This window comes from Methanimicrococcus stummii, from assembly GCF_032594435.1.
GTDB classification, from domain to species: domain Archaea; phylum Halobacteriota; class Methanosarcinia; order Methanosarcinales; family Methanosarcinaceae; genus Methanimicrococcus; species Methanimicrococcus stummii.
Genome location: NZ_CP131062.1, coordinates 640,691 through 656,597 on the forward strand (window position 1 = coordinate 640,691; position 15,907 = coordinate 656,597).

The window sequence follows — 15,907 nt, forward strand, 5'->3', positions numbered from 1 at the left end:
TTATTATTTTTTATGAAGCCATTTTATTTTTATTACTTTCACCGTACAAAGCGTAAGTTTTTATTCTTTATTGTCGGTCAAAACAATAATATTGAAAATTATTGAAAAAATTTTAAGCTAAATTTTTTTTATAAATTGTGATATTGCAATTTGTTTTTGAATTTATTTCAAACCTGTTTCAAATTCATTCAAATTCGTTTCAAAATTTATTTTAAAATGGCTGCTTTTCAAAAAACAAAATCAGGATTTATTATGAACGAACTTATTATCAAAGGTGCCCGAGAACACAATCTCAAAAACATCTCCGTCACCATACCCAAAAATCAATTAACGGTTATCACAGGTGTTTCCGGTTCGGGAAAATCAACATTGGCGTTTGACACGATTTACGCGGAAGGCCAGCGCCGCTACGTGGAATCTCTTTCTTCGTACGCTCGCCAGTTTTTAGGCATTATGGATAAACCCGATGTGGACAGCATCGAAGGCTTGTCGCCGGCAATTTCAATCGAGCAGAAAACGACATCTAAAAACCCGCGCAGTACAGTCGGAACGGTCACGGAAATTTACGATTACTTCCGTTTGCTTTTCGCGCGCATCGGAACGCCGTATTGTCCCGATCACAATTTAAAAATCGAATCCCAGTCGCCCGAAAAAATTGCGGATTTGGTTTTTGCCGAATTCGAAGGCATGGTGACGATTTTCGCGCCGATTATCCGAAAGAAAAAAGGAACTTATCAGCAGCTGATTCATGATTTGAATGCCGAAGGCTTTATGCGCGTTCGCATTAACGGCGAAATTTACAGAACCGATGAAGAAATCGATTTGGAACGCTATAAAATGCATGACATTGACATCGTCGTTGACCGCATTGACGTGGACGATGAAAACGAGCGTTCGCGTTTGGTTGAAGCGTGCGAACGCGCGACGGAACGATCCGGCGGTTTGGTTTATGTCGTCGGAAAACCGAATTCCTTTAGAAAAGAAAAAGGAACGCGCGGATTGTATCAAAAAGTTCACAAAAAGAGAACGATTGATGAAAATTCATTTAGCGACGATGCCGATGCCGAAGATGCCGATGAAATCATTGAAGTGACTTATTCTTCCAAAATGGCTTGTCCCGAATGCGGTTTGGCATACGAAGAACTTCAGCCGCGCATGTTTTCATTCAACAGCCCGTTCGGCGCGTGTTCCGAGTGCAACGGTCTTGGATTTAAAATGGAATTTGATGAAAATTTGATTATTCCCGACCGCAGTTTATCCATTGCCGACGGCGCGGTCGCGGTTTATAAAAATTATTTTGACGGCTATCGCCAGCAGCATTTGGCATCGGTTGCCAAACATTACGGTTTCTCACCGTTGACGCCGATTCAGGATTTGACAGAAGAACAGTACAACGCTTTGATGTACGGTTCCGATGACAAAATTAAATTTAATATGAAAATGAATAACGGTGAATTTAATTACACGTCGATGAACAAATGGGAAGGCGTTATGCCGCAGTGTATTCGTTTGTATTCTCAAACGGAATCCGATTACCGCCGCCAGGAATTTGAAAAATTCATGCGCGTTTCCAAGTGCCCGTCCTGCGACGGCGACAGATTGAGCAAAAAAGTTCTGTCGGTTAAGATTGACGGCTATAATATTATTGACGTGACAAAATTATCCGTCGCGGAAGCGATTGATTTCTTTGATAAATTGCCGCTGACAGAAAAACAGCAGGAAATCGCGTCTTTAATTTTAAAAGAAATCCAGGCGCGTCTTCACTTTTTACAGCAAGTCGGCATCGGATATTTGACGCTGTTCCGAAATTCCGGAACGCTTTCGGGCGGCGAAGCGCAGCGCATTCGGCTGGCAACGCAAATCGGCTCGAATTTGACAGGCGTTCTTTATGTTTTGGACGAGCCGTCAATCGGTCTCCATCAGCGCGACAACAACAAATTAATTGAAACGCTTCGCCATCTGCGCGATTTGGGAAACACGCTGGTCGTTGTCGAACACGACGAAGACACAATTTTAAACGCGGATTACGTGATTGATATGGGTCCGGGTGCCGGTGTCACGGGCGGTCACGTCGTTTCTGCCGGAACGCCGGATGAAATCATTTTGGATAAAGAATCGCTGACAGGCCGCTATTTGTCAGGTGTCGAATATATTCCGATTCCTGCAGAAAGACGTTCTTCCGATCAATTTATTCGCCTGAAAGGTGCGAAAGCAAACAATTTGAAAAATTTGTCTTTGGAAATTCCGACGGGCGTTTTGACGGCGGTCACCGGGGTTTCGGGATCGGGCAAATCAACTTTGGTTTACGACACACTTTATCCGGCGTTGATGCATGCGCTTTATCATTCCAAAATGGAAGGCGGCGAATATACGTCTCTTCAATTTGATACGAAAATAGACAAAGTCATTGTCATTGACCAGGATCCGATCGGCAAGACGCCGCGGTCGAATCCTGCGACTTATACGAAGATTTTTGATAAAATCCGTGAAATTTATGCCGGAACGAAAGAGGCGAAAGTGCGCGGCTACGCGCCCGGGCGTTTTTCATTTAATGTGAAAGGCGGACGCTGTGAAGCGTGTCAGGGCGACGGTTTGATTAAAATTGAAATGAATTTCCTGCCGGACGTTTATGTCGAGTGTGAGGAATGCAAAGGCACGCGCTACAATAAAGAAACGCTTGAAGTGAAATTCAACGGCAAATCCATTGCGGAAGTTTTGGATATGACAGTGGCCGAAGCTTTGGAACATTTCAAAAAGGTGCCGTTCATTCACGATAAATTGGATACGCTTGCGCGCGTCGGTTTGGATTACATTAAGCTTGGCCAGAGTTCGACAACGCTTTCGGGTGGCGAAGCGCAGCGCATTAAGCTGACGCGCGAGCTTTCGAAGAAAGCGACGGGCAGAACGATTTATTTGCTGGACGAGCCGACGACCGGCCTTCATTTCCATGACGTTAAAAAATTGATTTCGGTTTTAAACGACCTTGTCGATATGGGAAATACGGTGATTGTCATTGAACACAATTTAGATGTGATTAAATGCGCCGATTACATTGTCGATTTGGGCCCGGAAGGCGGCAACGACGGCGGCCAGATTATCGCCAAAGGAACGCCCGAAGAAGTCATGAAAAGCAAAAAAAGCTATACGGCGCAATATTTGAAGCCGGTTATGGAGAAAGCGGTCAAAGCGCCGCCGAAATCTGATGAAAAAGAGGGCGGCGCGAAGAAAAAAGCGCCGAAAACCTCGGCGTCTAAAAATTCAAAAAATATTTGAAATTCAAAAACGGTTGAAATTTTAAAATGGTTGAAATTTTAAAACTGATTTTTTAAATCAGTTTTAATTTATTTTTCTTTTTTTAAATCTTTTTTAATTTCATCTCTTATGTAATTGATTCTGTTACAACGATTCAATTGACTCTTTTTTTAAATGAATTTTCTGAAATCAATAGATTTATTTAGATTTAAATCGAATATTTATTCTTGCGGGGGCAAATCAATTTCATTTAATTTTTGTTTGTTTAATTTTCAAATGAGAGGTGAAAACTATGCCCGTAATCGGTATTTTAAATTGCAAAATGCTTCAGGATGAAATTATTTATTTGATTCAAAACGATTCGAATATTAAAGGCGTGACCGTTGTTGAAAACGGTGAACATGAAGAATTTGTTCAAAAATTGAATGAAAACGGCATTTCTTATACAACCGTGCCGATGATTGATTCGTTCCCGGATTTAAAAGACAGGGGAGATGAAACGGCTGCCGGCGGCGGCCAAAACGATGCCGACGTTTCTTTAATTGTTTGGAATTTGAAACTTGGTCTTCATGAGCAGCCGAAGATTTTGAAAGAAGAAGTGTACAAAGATTTGGAATTTTTCGCGAAAAAAGTCGACGGCATCTATTTGCTCTACGGTTTGTGCGGCAATGTTTTAGGTCATGTGGAAGAAGATTTCAAAGACATTTGCCCGGTTATTATTCTTCGCGATTCCGACGGCGAAGTCGTTGATGACTGTATCGGCGCAACAGTCGGCGGCCGCCGGAAATATTTGAGTTTGCTGCGCAGCTTTAACAGCATCGGCACTTTTATTTTCACGCCTATGTATGAAGCGACGGTGGACGAATTTTTCAATTACAGCAAGAATCGCGGTGGTCTTACGGAAGAGCAAATGATTGAAATGAATAAATTTATGTTCGAGGCGTCCAATTATCAGCAAATCGGCCGGCTGGATACGGGTTTGCATTACACGAAAGACACGCTGCCGATGCTTCAAAAATTTGCCGACACTTATAATTTTAAAATATTTGATTTAGAGGAACACGGTAGCCAAGAGATTTTTGATGATTGTTACCAAAAATTAAAAGAGAAAATTAATTTGAAAGAAATGGCGGCAACGGTTTAATATTCCATTTTTTCCTTTTAATTTTTATTTATTTTTCTTTTTTTGTTCTTTCATTTATATTTTTAATTTATTTTTGAATTCGTTTTGTTTCAAAATTTGTATAAAAACGTATCGAATAGAGCTATTTGAAAAAATATTTATACAGATGTATTGTTTGAATAATTCAGGTGAAATAAATGATAATTCAAGCGAAAAATTACATTTCAACAGGTTTCGGTTCCAATGACGCAAAAACAATTTCAAATTTAATTGATGACTTGCTTCGAAAAGAAGAATCGGTAACAATTGATTTTTCCGGAATTGATTTTTATTGCACTTATTTTTTTAACAGAGGTTTTACTTTCCGGCTTGACACAATGTCTCAGGAAGAGTATGATTCTAAAATAAAAATCATCGGGTTAAATAAAACCGGGACAGCCGCTTATAATTTATCATATGACAATTCCGTTGATTATTTCAAAATACCGTTTGAAATGAGGAAAGCCCGTAATGAAGAAATTGCCGAATTGGTTGAAGAATTGATTAATTAACTCTGAACTTGATTTTGAAAAAATAATTTTGAAAAACCAATTCAGAAAAATTGAGGGATATGAATGATATTTAATATTCAGTTAGCGGAAGCTATTGATTTATCGGATGTTTTTTTTGTTGACACAAATGTTTTGTATTCTGTATATTTTAAAAAATTAGAAAAAAATGAAAACGATGAAAAAATTGAAGCTTATACAGATTTTCTTTTAAAATTACAGCAAAATGGAAACAAATTGTATATTTCTTCTTTAAATTTGCAAGAAGTTTTTCATGTTATTGAAAAAGAAGAATATCGAGATTTTTGCCGTCAAAATCGAATGAGAATAAATTGGAAAACATATCGGAAAAATATTTTTGAACGGCAAAAAGTCCGAAATAAATTGCTTAATGCAATGCAGCAAATTAATTCAAATTATATCATTGCAGAAGATTCTGTTTTTTATTCTGATCTTTTTCAATTTGTTCAATCCTTTGAAGAACATCGTCTTGATCCGATTGATTTTTTAGTCACTTATTCAAAATATATTTCAGCAAACCAATCCGGGAAAAAATTTAATTACATCACAGATGATTCGGATTTTAAAACCGACAACCGATTCCAATCTTCGGTTTTTATGAATATTTATACTTATGAAAAACAAAAATTTACATTTCTGAAATAACTTCAAGTAGTATCAACGCTTTATTGCCTATGTTTGTTGTAAAAAACGATTTTAAAAACGAATTGAGTGGCTATTATCCGACAAAGCCGAATTTTCGGCGCACGGAAGTGTACAAATGACTGTGATGGGTATTTTAGCCTGCAAAATGCTTCAGGACGAAATTGTTTATTTGATTCAGAAAGACTCTGATATTTCTGATGTTGTCGTTATTGAAAACGGCGAGCATGAAGAATTTATTCAAAAATTGAACGCACTTGAAATTTCTTATCGATTGGTTCAAAAAGTCGAAGATTTGCCGAATTCGGAGAAGGATTCCGGCGATAACGGGGTTTTAACGCTCGTTATTTGGCAATTGGATTTAGGACTTCATGAAACGCCGAAACTCTTAAAGGAACGCGTTTATGAAAACATTCCGATTATGATGCCGAAAGTCAATTCGATTTTCTTGTTTTACGGGCTTTGCGGCAATGTTTTAGCGGATGTTGAAACTGATTTTAAATCTGATTCCTGCCCTGTCATTATTTTAAGAGACAGAGACGGCGTTATCATTGACGATTGTATCGGCGGTGCGCTCGGCGGCCGCGAAGCGTACGCCAAAGTTTTAAAAAGTTTTAACGGTGTCGGCACTTTCATTTTAACGCCGATGTACGCATCTTACGCGGCAACGAATTTGTTTGGTTTCGGACAAGCCGCCGCCGGTTTTTCGGATGAACAAATGTACAAATTGAATAAATTTATGTTTGAAACATCCGGCTACAAACAAGTCGCCGATTTGGAAACCGGCCTTCATTATACGCCGAATGTGAAAGAAAATATTCAATCGTTTGCCGACAAATATCAATTGGACGTGATTCCGCTTGGCGGCGGTCATCAGCAATTATTTGAAGACTGTTATCAAAAAGTTAAAAAAGCGATTGCAGAAACGCATTGAAGTGAAAATGTTTTTGGGTTTGCTGTGCTGTTGCAATCTTGCATTTCAAAAGCATCTGTTCCTTTTAAGAGCAGCCGTTCGCTTCGCGAACGGGGCGCAGCTACCTTACAGGTTTGCCGTTTGCCGGCAGCGCCGCCGCGCGCGAGCCGCACAAGTTTTTCAAAAAATAATAAAAATTGCCGCTTCGTTTTTTCAAAAAATGAATTTGTCCTACAATTTTTGTATTCTTTTGGATATTTAATTTGAATTTTATTCAAATTTAATTAATTCATTTATTTTTAATCGTTTTTATTTAATGCCATTTTTTAATTTTTACGGAAACATTTGTATTAACCGTTAATTCATCTGTTTCAACTTTGAATTCTTCCGGCAACTCTTTATTTGAAAGATCGTTGCCGAGCATCAAAAATGCTGACTTTTTTTCTTTTTGAACCCGAACCGCCGCGAAAATTGAATAAAACGGTATCGGTTTTATCTTTTTCTCGGCTCTCGTTTCTTTTTGGCGGAGTATTTTATTCAATTTCTTGAAATATTTCCGCGTTTTTTTCATTAATTTTTTAGGGTCATGATAAGAACAACCATATAACTTGGTGTTAAAATCATGACTATGCAAATGAAAAATAAATACATTTTTCGTTCTAAAATTTCTGAAGCTAAATTTAGACAAATTGTAAAACTTTTTGTTCTGGATTTAGATGCAACTCAAATATCCCAAATTACAGGTGTAAGCCGTATTACGATCAACAGATATCTCATGGCAATCCGCGAGCGGATTGCCGGATTCTGCGAAGCAGAATCCCCTTTCCAAGGAGAAATTGAAGTTGATGAATCCTATTTTGGCCCGAGACGGGTAAAAGGAAAGCGTGGGCGTGGTGCAGGCAGCAAAACAATTGTCTTTGGGATGAGAAAAAGGAATGGGAAAGTCTATACTGAGATCGTTCCGGATTGTTCTAAATCAACTTTGCAATCAATCATTCGAGGAAAAGTTGACCTTGAAAGTGTTATTTACTCTGATAATTGGCATGGATATGACGGATTGGTAGATGTCGGCTACAATAAGCACTATCGAGTAAACCATGGGAAAAATGAATTTGTAAATGGGAAAAGTCACATTAATGGGATTGAAGGATTCTGGGGCTATTCAAAATCCAGGATGAGTAAACATCGCGGAGTTCATAAAAAGTATTTTTATCTTCATTTAAAAGAATGTGAATTTAGGTACAATTATAGGAATGAAGATTTATATCAAAAAATCCTAAAAATCTTGAGAGAAAATCCTTTATTCTTATCTTGACCCATTTTTTATTTTTCATTTTCATTCCGTTAAAGCGGTTCTTTTATATGATTTGAAATTAAGACGATATTAATTTATTTTAACTTTGGGAGATCTCATTATGTCATCATGCGGCTGTCAATCAAAAGACGCGTCAGCGTCAACGAAAATAGTTATTGAAACGATGAATGTTTTAGCGGACCAAATTAAAGAAACGGCAAACGCTGTTTCCGAAAATGATATTTCTGAAATGCTGGCGATTCTTTTAGCAGCCAAAGAAAAAGGAAACGCCGTTTTTATTGCCGGTGCCGGCCGCTCGGGCCTGATGGGACGTGCTTTTGCAATGCGCCTCATGCACATGGGATTTAACGCGTACGTTGTCGGCGACACAGTAACACCCGCCGTTTCAAGCGGTGATGTGCTGGTTGCAATCTCCGGATCCGGCAACACAAAATCGGTGGTTGAAATCGGCAAAAAATGCAAAAGCATCGGCGCATCTGTCATTGCCGTCACCTCTAAAGACGGATCCGACTTAAAAGCGCTGCCTGCAACCAATGTGATTTTGCCGGCAAAATCCAAAGACGACGCTTCCGAAAGCACGGTTTCAAAAACGCCGATGGGAACGTCTTTTGAAATCTTGGCGCTTGTTTTCTTAGATTCCGTCATCATGCAATTAATTGACCTGACCGGCGTGACTGAAGACGAAATGAAAGCTCGTCACGCAAATACCGAGTAAAAAACAAAAGGATTAAAATTTGAAAAAAGAATCAAAGGAATCATTATGTCAAATATTCAATTTTCAGAAGGCGTTTCAAACATTAATATTTCCGGCATCCGAAAACTCTTTGAAGCCGCCGGTCCGAATGCGATTAATTTGGGAATCGGACAGCCCGATTTTGATACGCCTGACAATATCAAAATCGCAGCCATCAAAGCCATTGAAGAAGGATTTACCGGCTACACCGCAGGTCTCGGCACTCCCGAGCTCAGAAATGCAATCAGCGACAAATTCAAGCGCGAAAACGGATTCACTGTAACGCCTGATCAAGTGATGGTCACATCCGGCGCGTCAGAAGCGCTTTACATTACAACGGCGGCATTGGTCAGCCCCGGCGACGAAGTGTTAATCCCGAATCCCGGATTTCTGGCATACAAATCCATTGTCAATATGCTCAACGGCAAAGATGTCAGCGTCAAAATGAAAGATGATTTAACGGTTGACCCGAACGACGTTCTTGAAAAAATCACGCCGAAAACCAAAGCGCTGATTCTCAATTCTCCCGGAAACCCGACCGGTGCCGTCTCTTCTAAAGAAGACATCAAAGCGCTTGCCGAAATTGCCGATGATAAAAACATCACGCTCATTTCCGACGAGGTTTATGAATATTTCATTTACGAAGGAACGCACACGAGCCCCGCGCAATTTACCGACAATGCTGTTACAATCAACGCGTTTTCCAAAAGTTATTCCATGACCGGCTGGCGCGTCGGATATTTGGCCGCCAAAGGCGATTATGTCGGACAAATTTTGAAAGTGCATCAATATTTGCAGGCCTGTGCTAGCTCAATCGGCCAAAAAGCCGCGCTTGAAGCAATCACCGGCCCGCAGGAATCGGTGGCGATTATGAAAAATCAATTCAAAATGAGACGCGATTTCCTTATCAAAGGCCTTCATGACATCGGAATCAATTGTGTGATGCCGCAGGGCGCATTCTACGCTTTCCCCGAAGTCAAAAATTGCGACGAAGCCGCCGCCAATCTTTTGAAAAATGATGTTGTCGTCACGCCGGGAACGGCATTCGGCGAAAACGGCGCGGACCACATCCGCATTTCTTATGCCGCTTCAATGGCGGATATTGAAAAAGCGCTGGAAATTATGGGAAGAGTTCTTTAAGGACTCTTCTTTCTGTTTTATTTCATTTCTGTTTTGTTTGTTTTTCTATTTTGTTTGTTTTATTTGTGTGTTTTTTAATTTTCATATGTGTAAATATTCATAAAAACAGATGATTGAAATTGAATATTGTTTTTAAAATCGGAATCGTCTGTTATGTAATTGAAATTTTTACCGGTTTCATTTGCCGTATTGTATTTCGGATAAACTGTCAAAAAATCAATCGGATCAAATTGATGTTTTTCAAAAGTGTTGACAAATTCCCAAATATTTAAACAAGGAACAGAATCATCTGTTATTGAATAAATTAAATTAATTTGACGCATTGCATTATGCAGTTTTTTACGCACTTTTTGTCTTTCGGAGATGTTTTTTCGATATGTTTTCCAATTAATTTTTAAATGTTTTTGGCGGCAATAATCTCGATATTCTGCCTTTTCAATGACATGCAATATTTCTTGTAAATTTAAAGAAGAAACGTATAATTTGTTTCCGTTTTGTTTCAATTTTGAAATAAATTGTGTGTAAGCATCAGTTTTCTTTTTAGTGATACTGTTTTTTGTTTTTTTAAAATAAACTAAATAAAGAATATTTGTATCGACAAAGAATTCTTCTGATGAATCGATAGCTATCGCTGATGAAATATTATGTATCATTTTAAATTCCTCAAATTAAAAATAAAAAATGCTGAAATTAAAGTTCTTCAAGCATTTCTTCAATATCGTTATCATAAGCGATTCTCATTTCCGGTGTTAAACGGTAATAATCTGCAGAATTATCATATGATAAACTGTAAGCAGCTTCGCCCACATCTGTTAAGCCGATTACTTTTATTTTTGAATCATATTCTTCCTGAGACATTGTTTCAAGTCGGAATGTGAATGCCGAATTAAAAAAATAGGTGCAGTAAAAATCAATGCCGGTAAAATCAACTGTAACAAACTCTTCTTTTTGAAGCAAATCATCAATCAAATTTGAAATAATTTCGGCATCATTCGGATCAAAACCCGTTGCAATGTATTTTCTGGCTTGAATAATCATGATTTTTCCTCTTTTCAATTTTTGTAATTTCTGTAAAACACATTAAACTCCAAACAGTATAAATATTCTTTGAAATTTTAAAATTCGGTGAGTTTATATGCGATTTTTACAAATCAAGAGAAACAATATGATGAACAAAAAATGAACAAAAAATAAACAAAAATAAAATAGTTGTAAAATTAAAAATGAAATCAAATTTAAAATCCGTCGCGAAGCGGCGGTATGTCATCGAATTTGGGTTCAACTTTCGGCAGCATATCAATTAATTTTTCGACAAGTGATTCAACGCCTTCGCCGGTCATTGTTGAAATGACGTATTCGATTTCATCCGGTTTTTTAAATTCGTCGCGATCGGATTTGTTGGCGGCGATAATTGACGGAATCGCAAACTGTTCTTGAATTTCATGCGCCAGTTTTAATTGCGCGTCAATGTCGTAGCCGCAGCTTTCGCTCGGGTCGATGAGAATGAGGACAATCGCGTCTAAACGGCGCAAAGCGGTAATTGCCTGAAGTTCGATTTCGTTTCGCTCAGACATCGGGCGGTCTAAAAGTCCGGGCGTGTCAATAATTTGGTATCTGATGTTGTTTTGTTCCATGTGGCCGATCAAAATGCCTTTTGTGGTAAACGGATAAGAAGCGACTTCCGGTGTCGCATTTGTGACGGCTTTGACAAAACTGGATTTGCCGACATTCGGGTACCCGGCGACAATAATCGTCGGTTCTTCACGGACATCAGGGAGTTTTCTGAGAATGTTTCGGGCTTCGCCGAGCAGAAGCAAATCTTTGCTGACGGAGCCGATAATTGAACTCATACGGCCGAACGCCTCTTTTCTCGGAACGTCGGGGGTTTTATTGCCGCGGATTTTGCCGATGTATTCGCGTGACATCGTGTGAATTTTATCGGATGCCCATTTGACGTTGTTCAACGCTTTTTTTAAGTCGTCGACACCGATTAAAATGTCGGCCAAATCATAATAAAAAGGAGAAATATGATCAAAACTCGGAAACATTTTGTTAATGCTTCCCAAATTGTCGGATAAAATGTTGGCGGCGGTCAAAAGCATCGCTTCATTGGCTTCGCAGCGTGTTGTCGGCCCGTCAATTGTTTTGCCGGCCATTGTTCTGACGGAACGGCTGTAAGCTTTATCTAAAAGCTCCTCCGACGTCGGAATTGTTTTAATTTTTTCAAAAATCATAATAAAACCTTAAATCTTCTTTAGAAACGCTAAATAGATAAATGAAGTAGATAAGCTTTCTTATTTTTTCGACTGCTTTATCATTTTTTGTTTATTTTAAAAACGAGGGTTGGTTTTTGTGTCATTTCTGAAAAATGATGCGGTTCGCGCGCGGCGGTGGCAGCGGCGCGACTTCTGCGAGGCAGCAAACGCAAACAGTAAGGTAACAGCGCCCACGTTCGCGAAGCGAACGGCTGCACTCAAAAGAAGCAGATGTAAATGCAAACACATGAATTAGCAATAGCACAACATAAGGCAGCAGCGCAGGCAAACAAAAATGAAATATAATAGAAAAATAAAACAACAAAAAGTTTGATTATTTTTTGAAAAATCAATTTCAGTTTTGAAAAATTGCCGAAAAATTATGGTATAATTTTTCAAAAAAAATCATTTTGTGTAATAATTTCAAGTCGAATTTATTCTTTAAACGACATATCAATTTTCATTAAAAATGTTAAATAAAAATAACAAACACGGGAAAAATTAATTTTTTGAAAAAACGATATAATTTTTTATTTTGAATAAAAATGTCGGTTGCTGTTGTGTAAATTTATTTGTCATTTGTAAACCATTTAAAATGGATTTATATAGATAAATGTCCTAATTGTAATTTACATATTTGATTATGTATTAATTAATCACCTCATTCAAAAGACCCGCGTCAATCAAAATTGATTTATTTGCGCGGATCAGCAAAGTGATACCATGGATTTAACAGCGATTCAAAAAGATATTTTAACGGCTTTAGTTAACTTGCAGCGTCAAAAAGAATCTGCCGTCAAAGGCGAAGAAATTGCGGATTTGATTCACCGAAATCCCGGCACGATTCGAAACCAAATGCAGCTTTTAAAAGCGCTCGGCCTTGTGGAAGGCGTTCCCGGACCCAAAGGCGGTTACCGCCCGACCGGCGAAGCATATCAAGCGCTTGACATCGAAGTCATGGACGAAGAAATGATTGTTCCTGTTTACCGCAACGGAACGGCTGTCAGCAACACAACGACCGCCGAAATTTCATTCACAACCGTCCGCAATCCCGAAAAATGCAAAGGCGTTGTCAAAATCATCGGCACCATCAAAGATTTCAATGCCGGCGACACAATTCAAGTCGGACCGACCCCCGTTAACCGCCTCACCGTTCGCGGTGAAGTTTACGGCCGCGATGACAGCAACAACCTCATTTTAATCAACATCACGGAAATGGTTTCCCTTCCGAAAAAGAATGTCAAATTCTATATGAAACCGCTCACGCTTGCTGTTAAAAGCGACATGGACCTTCAGGAAGTTTCCCGCCATTTTATCGCCAAAAACTTACACGGCGCAGCCGTTGAAGACAACAGCAAAATTGTCGGCGTCATTACAACAACCGATGTGACAAAAGCAGTCGCAATGAACAAATTAGATGTCAAAGCAAAAGACGTGATGACCAAAGAACTCATAACGGTCGACGGCGAAATGCAGCTTTACGACGTCGTTCGCCTGTTCCACAAATACAACATCGGCCAACTTGTTGTAACTGTTGACGGCATTCCGAAAGGCATTTTGTCCAAGACGGATGTCATGAACGAGCTCGCAGTTTACTGATTTTTGAATTTACGGTTTTAAATGATTTATTTAAAACCGCATTTTTATTTTTGATATATTTGTTATTTTACGTTTTTTAATCAAAAATTCATTTTTTAAAAATTAATTGTTTTGTATTAATTAGTTTTTGATTCTTCGTTTTTGATTAACTTTGTTTACTTTAACTTATTTCGATTATTTTTTAATTTCAATTTTTTGTTTTTAATTTGATTTTGTTTTTAATTTGATTTCAATTTTAATTTTGTTTTAATTGATTTTAATTTTGATTTGATTGAATATTTGTGAGTGCGGCGAACAAATTTTGATTTTACAAATTGTCAACGGCGTAAACAATCTTTTTCTGAGAAAGGTTTTTAATGATTATTGTATAAGATAGGGCTATGATTGGTATTTCTAAATTATATTGCGGAACTGTCGAGCCGTCTGACGCGCTTCGATATAACCGTGATTCAAAAAAGTTACCGTCACATCTGCTTCAGTTTTCTAAAGACAAAAAACCTGTTGTCGTATGGAATATGACAAAAAGATGCAACTTAGGATGCGTCCACTGCTATGCTCAGGCGGTCGATCCGAGTGTTGAAGATAAAACGGAACTGACAACGGAAGAGGGGAAAGCACTTATTGACGATTTAGCGGAATTCGGGTCACCCGTTATTTTATTTTCGGGCGGCGAGCCGTTGCTTCGCGAAGACTTAGTCGAACTCGCGCAATATGCGAAAGATAAAGGCATGCGCGCTGTGATTTCAACAAACGGCACGCTGATTACAAAAGAAAAGGCGCGCCAGCTCAAAGAAGTCGGCTTGTCTTATGTCGGCATTTCCTTAGACGGCATGCCCGAAGTCAACGACCTTTTCAGATGCCACGACGGCGCTTTTGAAGAAGCGATCGTCGGTCTCAGAAATTGTCAGGAAGAAGGTATTAAAGTCGGCCTTCGCTTTACGATTAACAAACACAATGCCGGCGAAATTCCCGCGATTTTCGATTTCCTCGAACGCGAAAAAATTCCGCGCATTTGTTTCTATCATTTGGTTTACGCCGGTCGCGGCAGCAAAATGATTGAAGAAGACTTAACGCACGAAGAAACGCGCGCGGTTGTCGATTTAATCATGGACAAAACCGCCGAGCTTCACGCCAAAGGATTTCCGGCCGAAGTTTTAACCGTTGATAATCATTGCGATGCACCTTACATTTACATGCGCCTTTTAAAAGAAAATCCCGAACGCGCCGCCGACGTTTATGAGCTTTTGGAAATGAACCAAGGCAACTCAACCGGCATCGGAATCGGCTGCGTTTCCTGGAACGGCGACGTTCACCCCGATCAGTTTTGGCGCCACTACACGTTTGGAAACGTTCGCGAAAGAAAGTTTTCCGAAATCTGGACCGACACAAGCGACCCGTTAATGGCAGGCCTCAAAGACCGCAAAGATTTGCTTCGCGCAAACGCGCCCAAATGCGCGCGCTGCCAATGGCTGGACGTCTGTAACGGCAACTTCCGCGTCCGCGCCGAAGCTGTGACCGGCAACGTTTGGGGCGACGACCCCGCTTGCTATTTCACGGAAGAAGAAATTACGAAAAAATCCGAGTAATTCGGATTTTTCTTTTCATTTATTGATATTATTATTGTTTAAATATTGTTTTTTGACCCTTTTGTTCTGTTTTTCATTTACGGAATCGCTTGCAGGGGTTGCCGAGCTTGGTCAAAGGCGCAGGGCTTAGGACCCTGTTCTGTAGAGATCCGCGGGTTCGAATCCCGTCCCCTGCACTTAAAAACAATTGTAACTTGGAGTGAAATATGTCTTACATTATTGATGAAATACTCAGCCACAATGAAAAATTCGTTGCCGACAAACAGTATGAATCATTCGATACAACACGTTTCCCGAATAAAAGAATCGCCGTTCTTTCATGCATGGACACGCGGCTGACAGAACTCTTGCCGGCGGCATTGAACTTTAAAAACGGCGACATTAAAATTATTACGAATGCCGGCGCCATGGTAACACACCCGTACGGCAGTGTCATGAGAAGCTTGCTGGTTGCGATTTACGAACTCGGCGTTCGGGAAATTATGGTCATCGGACATTACGGCTGCGGTATGAAAGGACTTGAAGCGTCTCAGCTGATTCAAAAAATGGGAGAGCGCGGAATTACGCAAGACGAAATCGAAAGCATAAAGTCTGACAATATTGATATTCACAAATGGCTGAGCGGTTTTGAAAATCCGGTTGTGTCGGTTTCTGAAACAACAGCCTTAATTAAAAATCATCCGCTGATACCAAAAGATGTTCATGTTTACGGATTTTTAATTGACCCGCATACCGGAAAATTAGATATTATTGAAAACGAAGAGGAATAATTCTTCGTTT

The 15,907-nt window shown here is 39.3% G+C and carries 14 protein-coding genes and 1 tRNA gene; 12 read left to right on the top strand and 3 right to left on the bottom strand.

From position 1 onward, the window contains the following. Positions 1–252 precede the first annotated feature (252 nt). The 8 genes from uvrA to MmiEs2_RS03185 all read left to right on the top strand — a co-directional run bounded on the left by uvrA (position 253) and on the right by MmiEs2_RS03185 (position 9,687). Positions 253–3,273: an excinuclease ABC subunit UvrA gene (uvrA, locus tag MmiEs2_RS03150; protein ID WP_316559983.1), complete on the top strand. Its 3,021-nt coding sequence runs from the start codon at positions 253–255 to the stop codon at positions 3,271–3,273. Positions 3,274–3,544: 271 nt separating this feature from the next. Continuing rightward, a complete protein-coding gene (locus MmiEs2_RS03155) occupies positions 3,545–4,396 on the top strand; it encodes a DUF1638 domain-containing protein (RefSeq protein WP_316559984.1) in 852 nt (283 codons plus the stop codon). A 176-nt stretch (positions 4,397–4,572) separates the two neighbouring features. Further along, on the top strand, positions 4,573–4,926 hold the full coding sequence (locus MmiEs2_RS03160) for an STAS-like domain-containing protein (RefSeq protein WP_316559985.1): 354 nt from the start codon (positions 4,573–4,575) through the stop codon (positions 4,924–4,926). A 63-nt stretch (positions 4,927–4,989) separates the two neighbouring features. Then, positions 4,990–5,589 (top strand): hypothetical protein, encoded by a 600-nt coding sequence (locus MmiEs2_RS03165; RefSeq protein ID WP_316559986.1) that lies wholly within the window; start codon positions 4,990–4,992, stop codon positions 5,587–5,589. 115 nt (positions 5,590–5,704) lie between these two features. After that, positions 5,705–6,520, top strand: coding sequence for a DUF1638 domain-containing protein (locus tag MmiEs2_RS03170; RefSeq protein ID WP_316559987.1), 816 nt, complete (start codon positions 5,705–5,707; stop codon positions 6,518–6,520). Positions 6,521–7,127: 607 nt separating this feature from the next. Beyond that, positions 7,128–7,814: an IS1595 family transposase gene (locus tag MmiEs2_RS03175; protein ID WP_316560225.1), complete on the top strand. Its 687-nt coding sequence runs from the start codon at positions 7,128–7,130 to the stop codon at positions 7,812–7,814. A 100-nt stretch (positions 7,815–7,914) separates the two neighbouring features. Further along, on the top strand, positions 7,915–8,529 hold the full coding sequence (hxlB, locus tag MmiEs2_RS03180; protein WP_316559988.1) for a 6-phospho-3-hexuloisomerase: 615 nt from the start codon (positions 7,915–7,917) through the stop codon (positions 8,527–8,529). A gap of 45 nt (positions 8,530–8,574) precedes the next feature. Continuing rightward, a complete protein-coding gene (locus tag MmiEs2_RS03185; protein WP_316559989.1) occupies positions 8,575–9,687 on the top strand; it encodes a pyridoxal phosphate-dependent aminotransferase in 1,113 nt (370 codons plus the stop codon). Positions 9,688–9,761: 74 nt separating this feature from the next. On the opposite strand, the gene MmiEs2_RS03190 is transcribed toward MmiEs2_RS03185, so the two are convergent. The 3 genes from MmiEs2_RS03190 to MmiEs2_RS03200 form a co-directional block, all read right to left on the bottom strand. Then, the gene (locus MmiEs2_RS03190; protein ID WP_316559990.1) at positions 9,762–10,340 is read right to left on the bottom strand and encodes a hypothetical protein; all 579 of its coding nucleotides are present in this window, start codon (positions 10,338–10,340) and stop codon (positions 9,762–9,764) included. Positions 10,341–10,377: 37 nt separating this feature from the next. Beyond that, positions 10,378–10,725, bottom strand: a complete 348-nt coding sequence (locus tag MmiEs2_RS03195) for an STAS-like domain-containing protein (RefSeq protein ID WP_316559991.1) — start codon at positions 10,723–10,725, stop codon at positions 10,378–10,380. A 197-nt stretch (positions 10,726–10,922) separates the two neighbouring features. Continuing rightward, complete coding sequence (locus MmiEs2_RS03200) at positions 10,923–11,921, bottom strand: NOG1 family protein (RefSeq protein WP_316559992.1); 999 nt, start codon at positions 11,919–11,921, stop codon at positions 10,923–10,925. Between the two features lie 744 nt (positions 11,922–12,665). Here MmiEs2_RS03200 and MmiEs2_RS03205 point away from each other — a divergent pair. From MmiEs2_RS03205 to MmiEs2_RS03220, 4 genes are all read left to right on the top strand, one after another. Next, positions 12,666–13,541, top strand: a complete 876-nt coding sequence (locus tag MmiEs2_RS03205; RefSeq protein ID WP_316559993.1) for a CBS domain-containing protein — start codon at positions 12,666–12,668, stop codon at positions 13,539–13,541. A gap of 380 nt (positions 13,542–13,921) precedes the next feature. Further along, on the top strand, positions 13,922–15,127 hold the full coding sequence (gene ahbC / locus MmiEs2_RS03210) for a 12,18-didecarboxysiroheme deacetylase (RefSeq protein ID WP_316559994.1): 1,206 nt from the start codon (positions 13,922–13,924) through the stop codon (positions 15,125–15,127). A gap of 91 nt (positions 15,128–15,218) precedes the next feature. Beyond that, positions 15,219–15,303, top strand: a tRNA-Leu gene (locus MmiEs2_RS03215). A 30-nt stretch (positions 15,304–15,333) separates the two neighbouring features. Next, complete coding sequence (locus tag MmiEs2_RS03220) at positions 15,334–15,897, top strand: beta-class carbonic anhydrase (protein ID WP_316559995.1); 564 nt, start codon at positions 15,334–15,336, stop codon at positions 15,895–15,897. The last annotated feature ends 10 nt before the right edge of the window (positions 15,898–15,907 follow it).

What these genes read in the sequence shown, in the direction of transcription:
- uvrA (WP_316559983.1), top strand. Translation starts at nt 253, where the DNA reads ATGAACGAACTTATTATCAAAGGTGCCCGAGAACACAATCTCAAAAAC.
- MmiEs2_RS03155 (WP_316559984.1), top strand. Translation starts at nt 3,545, where the DNA reads ATGCCCGTAATCGGTATTTTAAATTGCAAAATGCTTCAGGATGAAATT.
- MmiEs2_RS03160 (WP_316559985.1), top strand. Translation starts at nt 4,573, where the DNA reads ATGATAATTCAAGCGAAAAATTACATTTCAACAGGTTTCGGTTCCAAT.
- MmiEs2_RS03165 (WP_316559986.1), top strand. Translation starts at nt 4,990, where the DNA reads ATGATATTTAATATTCAGTTAGCGGAAGCTATTGATTTATCGGATGTT.
- MmiEs2_RS03170 (WP_316559987.1), top strand. Translation starts at nt 5,705, where the DNA reads ATGACTGTGATGGGTATTTTAGCCTGCAAAATGCTTCAGGACGAAATT.
- MmiEs2_RS03175 (WP_316560225.1), top strand. Translation starts at nt 7,128, where the DNA reads ATGCAAATGAAAAATAAATACATTTTTCGTTCTAAAATTTCTGAAGCT.
- hxlB (WP_316559988.1), top strand. Translation starts at nt 7,915, where the DNA reads ATGTCATCATGCGGCTGTCAATCAAAAGACGCGTCAGCGTCAACGAAA.
- MmiEs2_RS03185 (WP_316559989.1), top strand. Translation starts at nt 8,575, where the DNA reads ATGTCAAATATTCAATTTTCAGAAGGCGTTTCAAACATTAATATTTCC.
- MmiEs2_RS03190 (WP_316559990.1), bottom strand. Translation starts at nt 10,340, where the DNA reads ATGATACATAATATTTCATCAGCGATAGCTATCGATTCATCAGAAGAA.
- MmiEs2_RS03195 (WP_316559991.1), bottom strand. Translation starts at nt 10,725, where the DNA reads ATGATTATTCAAGCCAGAAAATACATTGCAACGGGTTTTGATCCGAAT.
- MmiEs2_RS03200 (WP_316559992.1), bottom strand. Translation starts at nt 11,921, where the DNA reads ATGATTTTTGAAAAAATTAAAACAATTCCGACGTCGGAGGAGCTTTTA.
- MmiEs2_RS03205 (WP_316559993.1), top strand. Translation starts at nt 12,666, where the DNA reads ATGGATTTAACAGCGATTCAAAAAGATATTTTAACGGCTTTAGTTAAC.
- ahbC (WP_316559994.1), top strand. Translation starts at nt 13,922, where the DNA reads ATGATTGGTATTTCTAAATTATATTGCGGAACTGTCGAGCCGTCTGAC.
- MmiEs2_RS03220 (WP_316559995.1), top strand. Translation starts at nt 15,334, where the DNA reads ATGTCTTACATTATTGATGAAATACTCAGCCACAATGAAAAATTCGTT.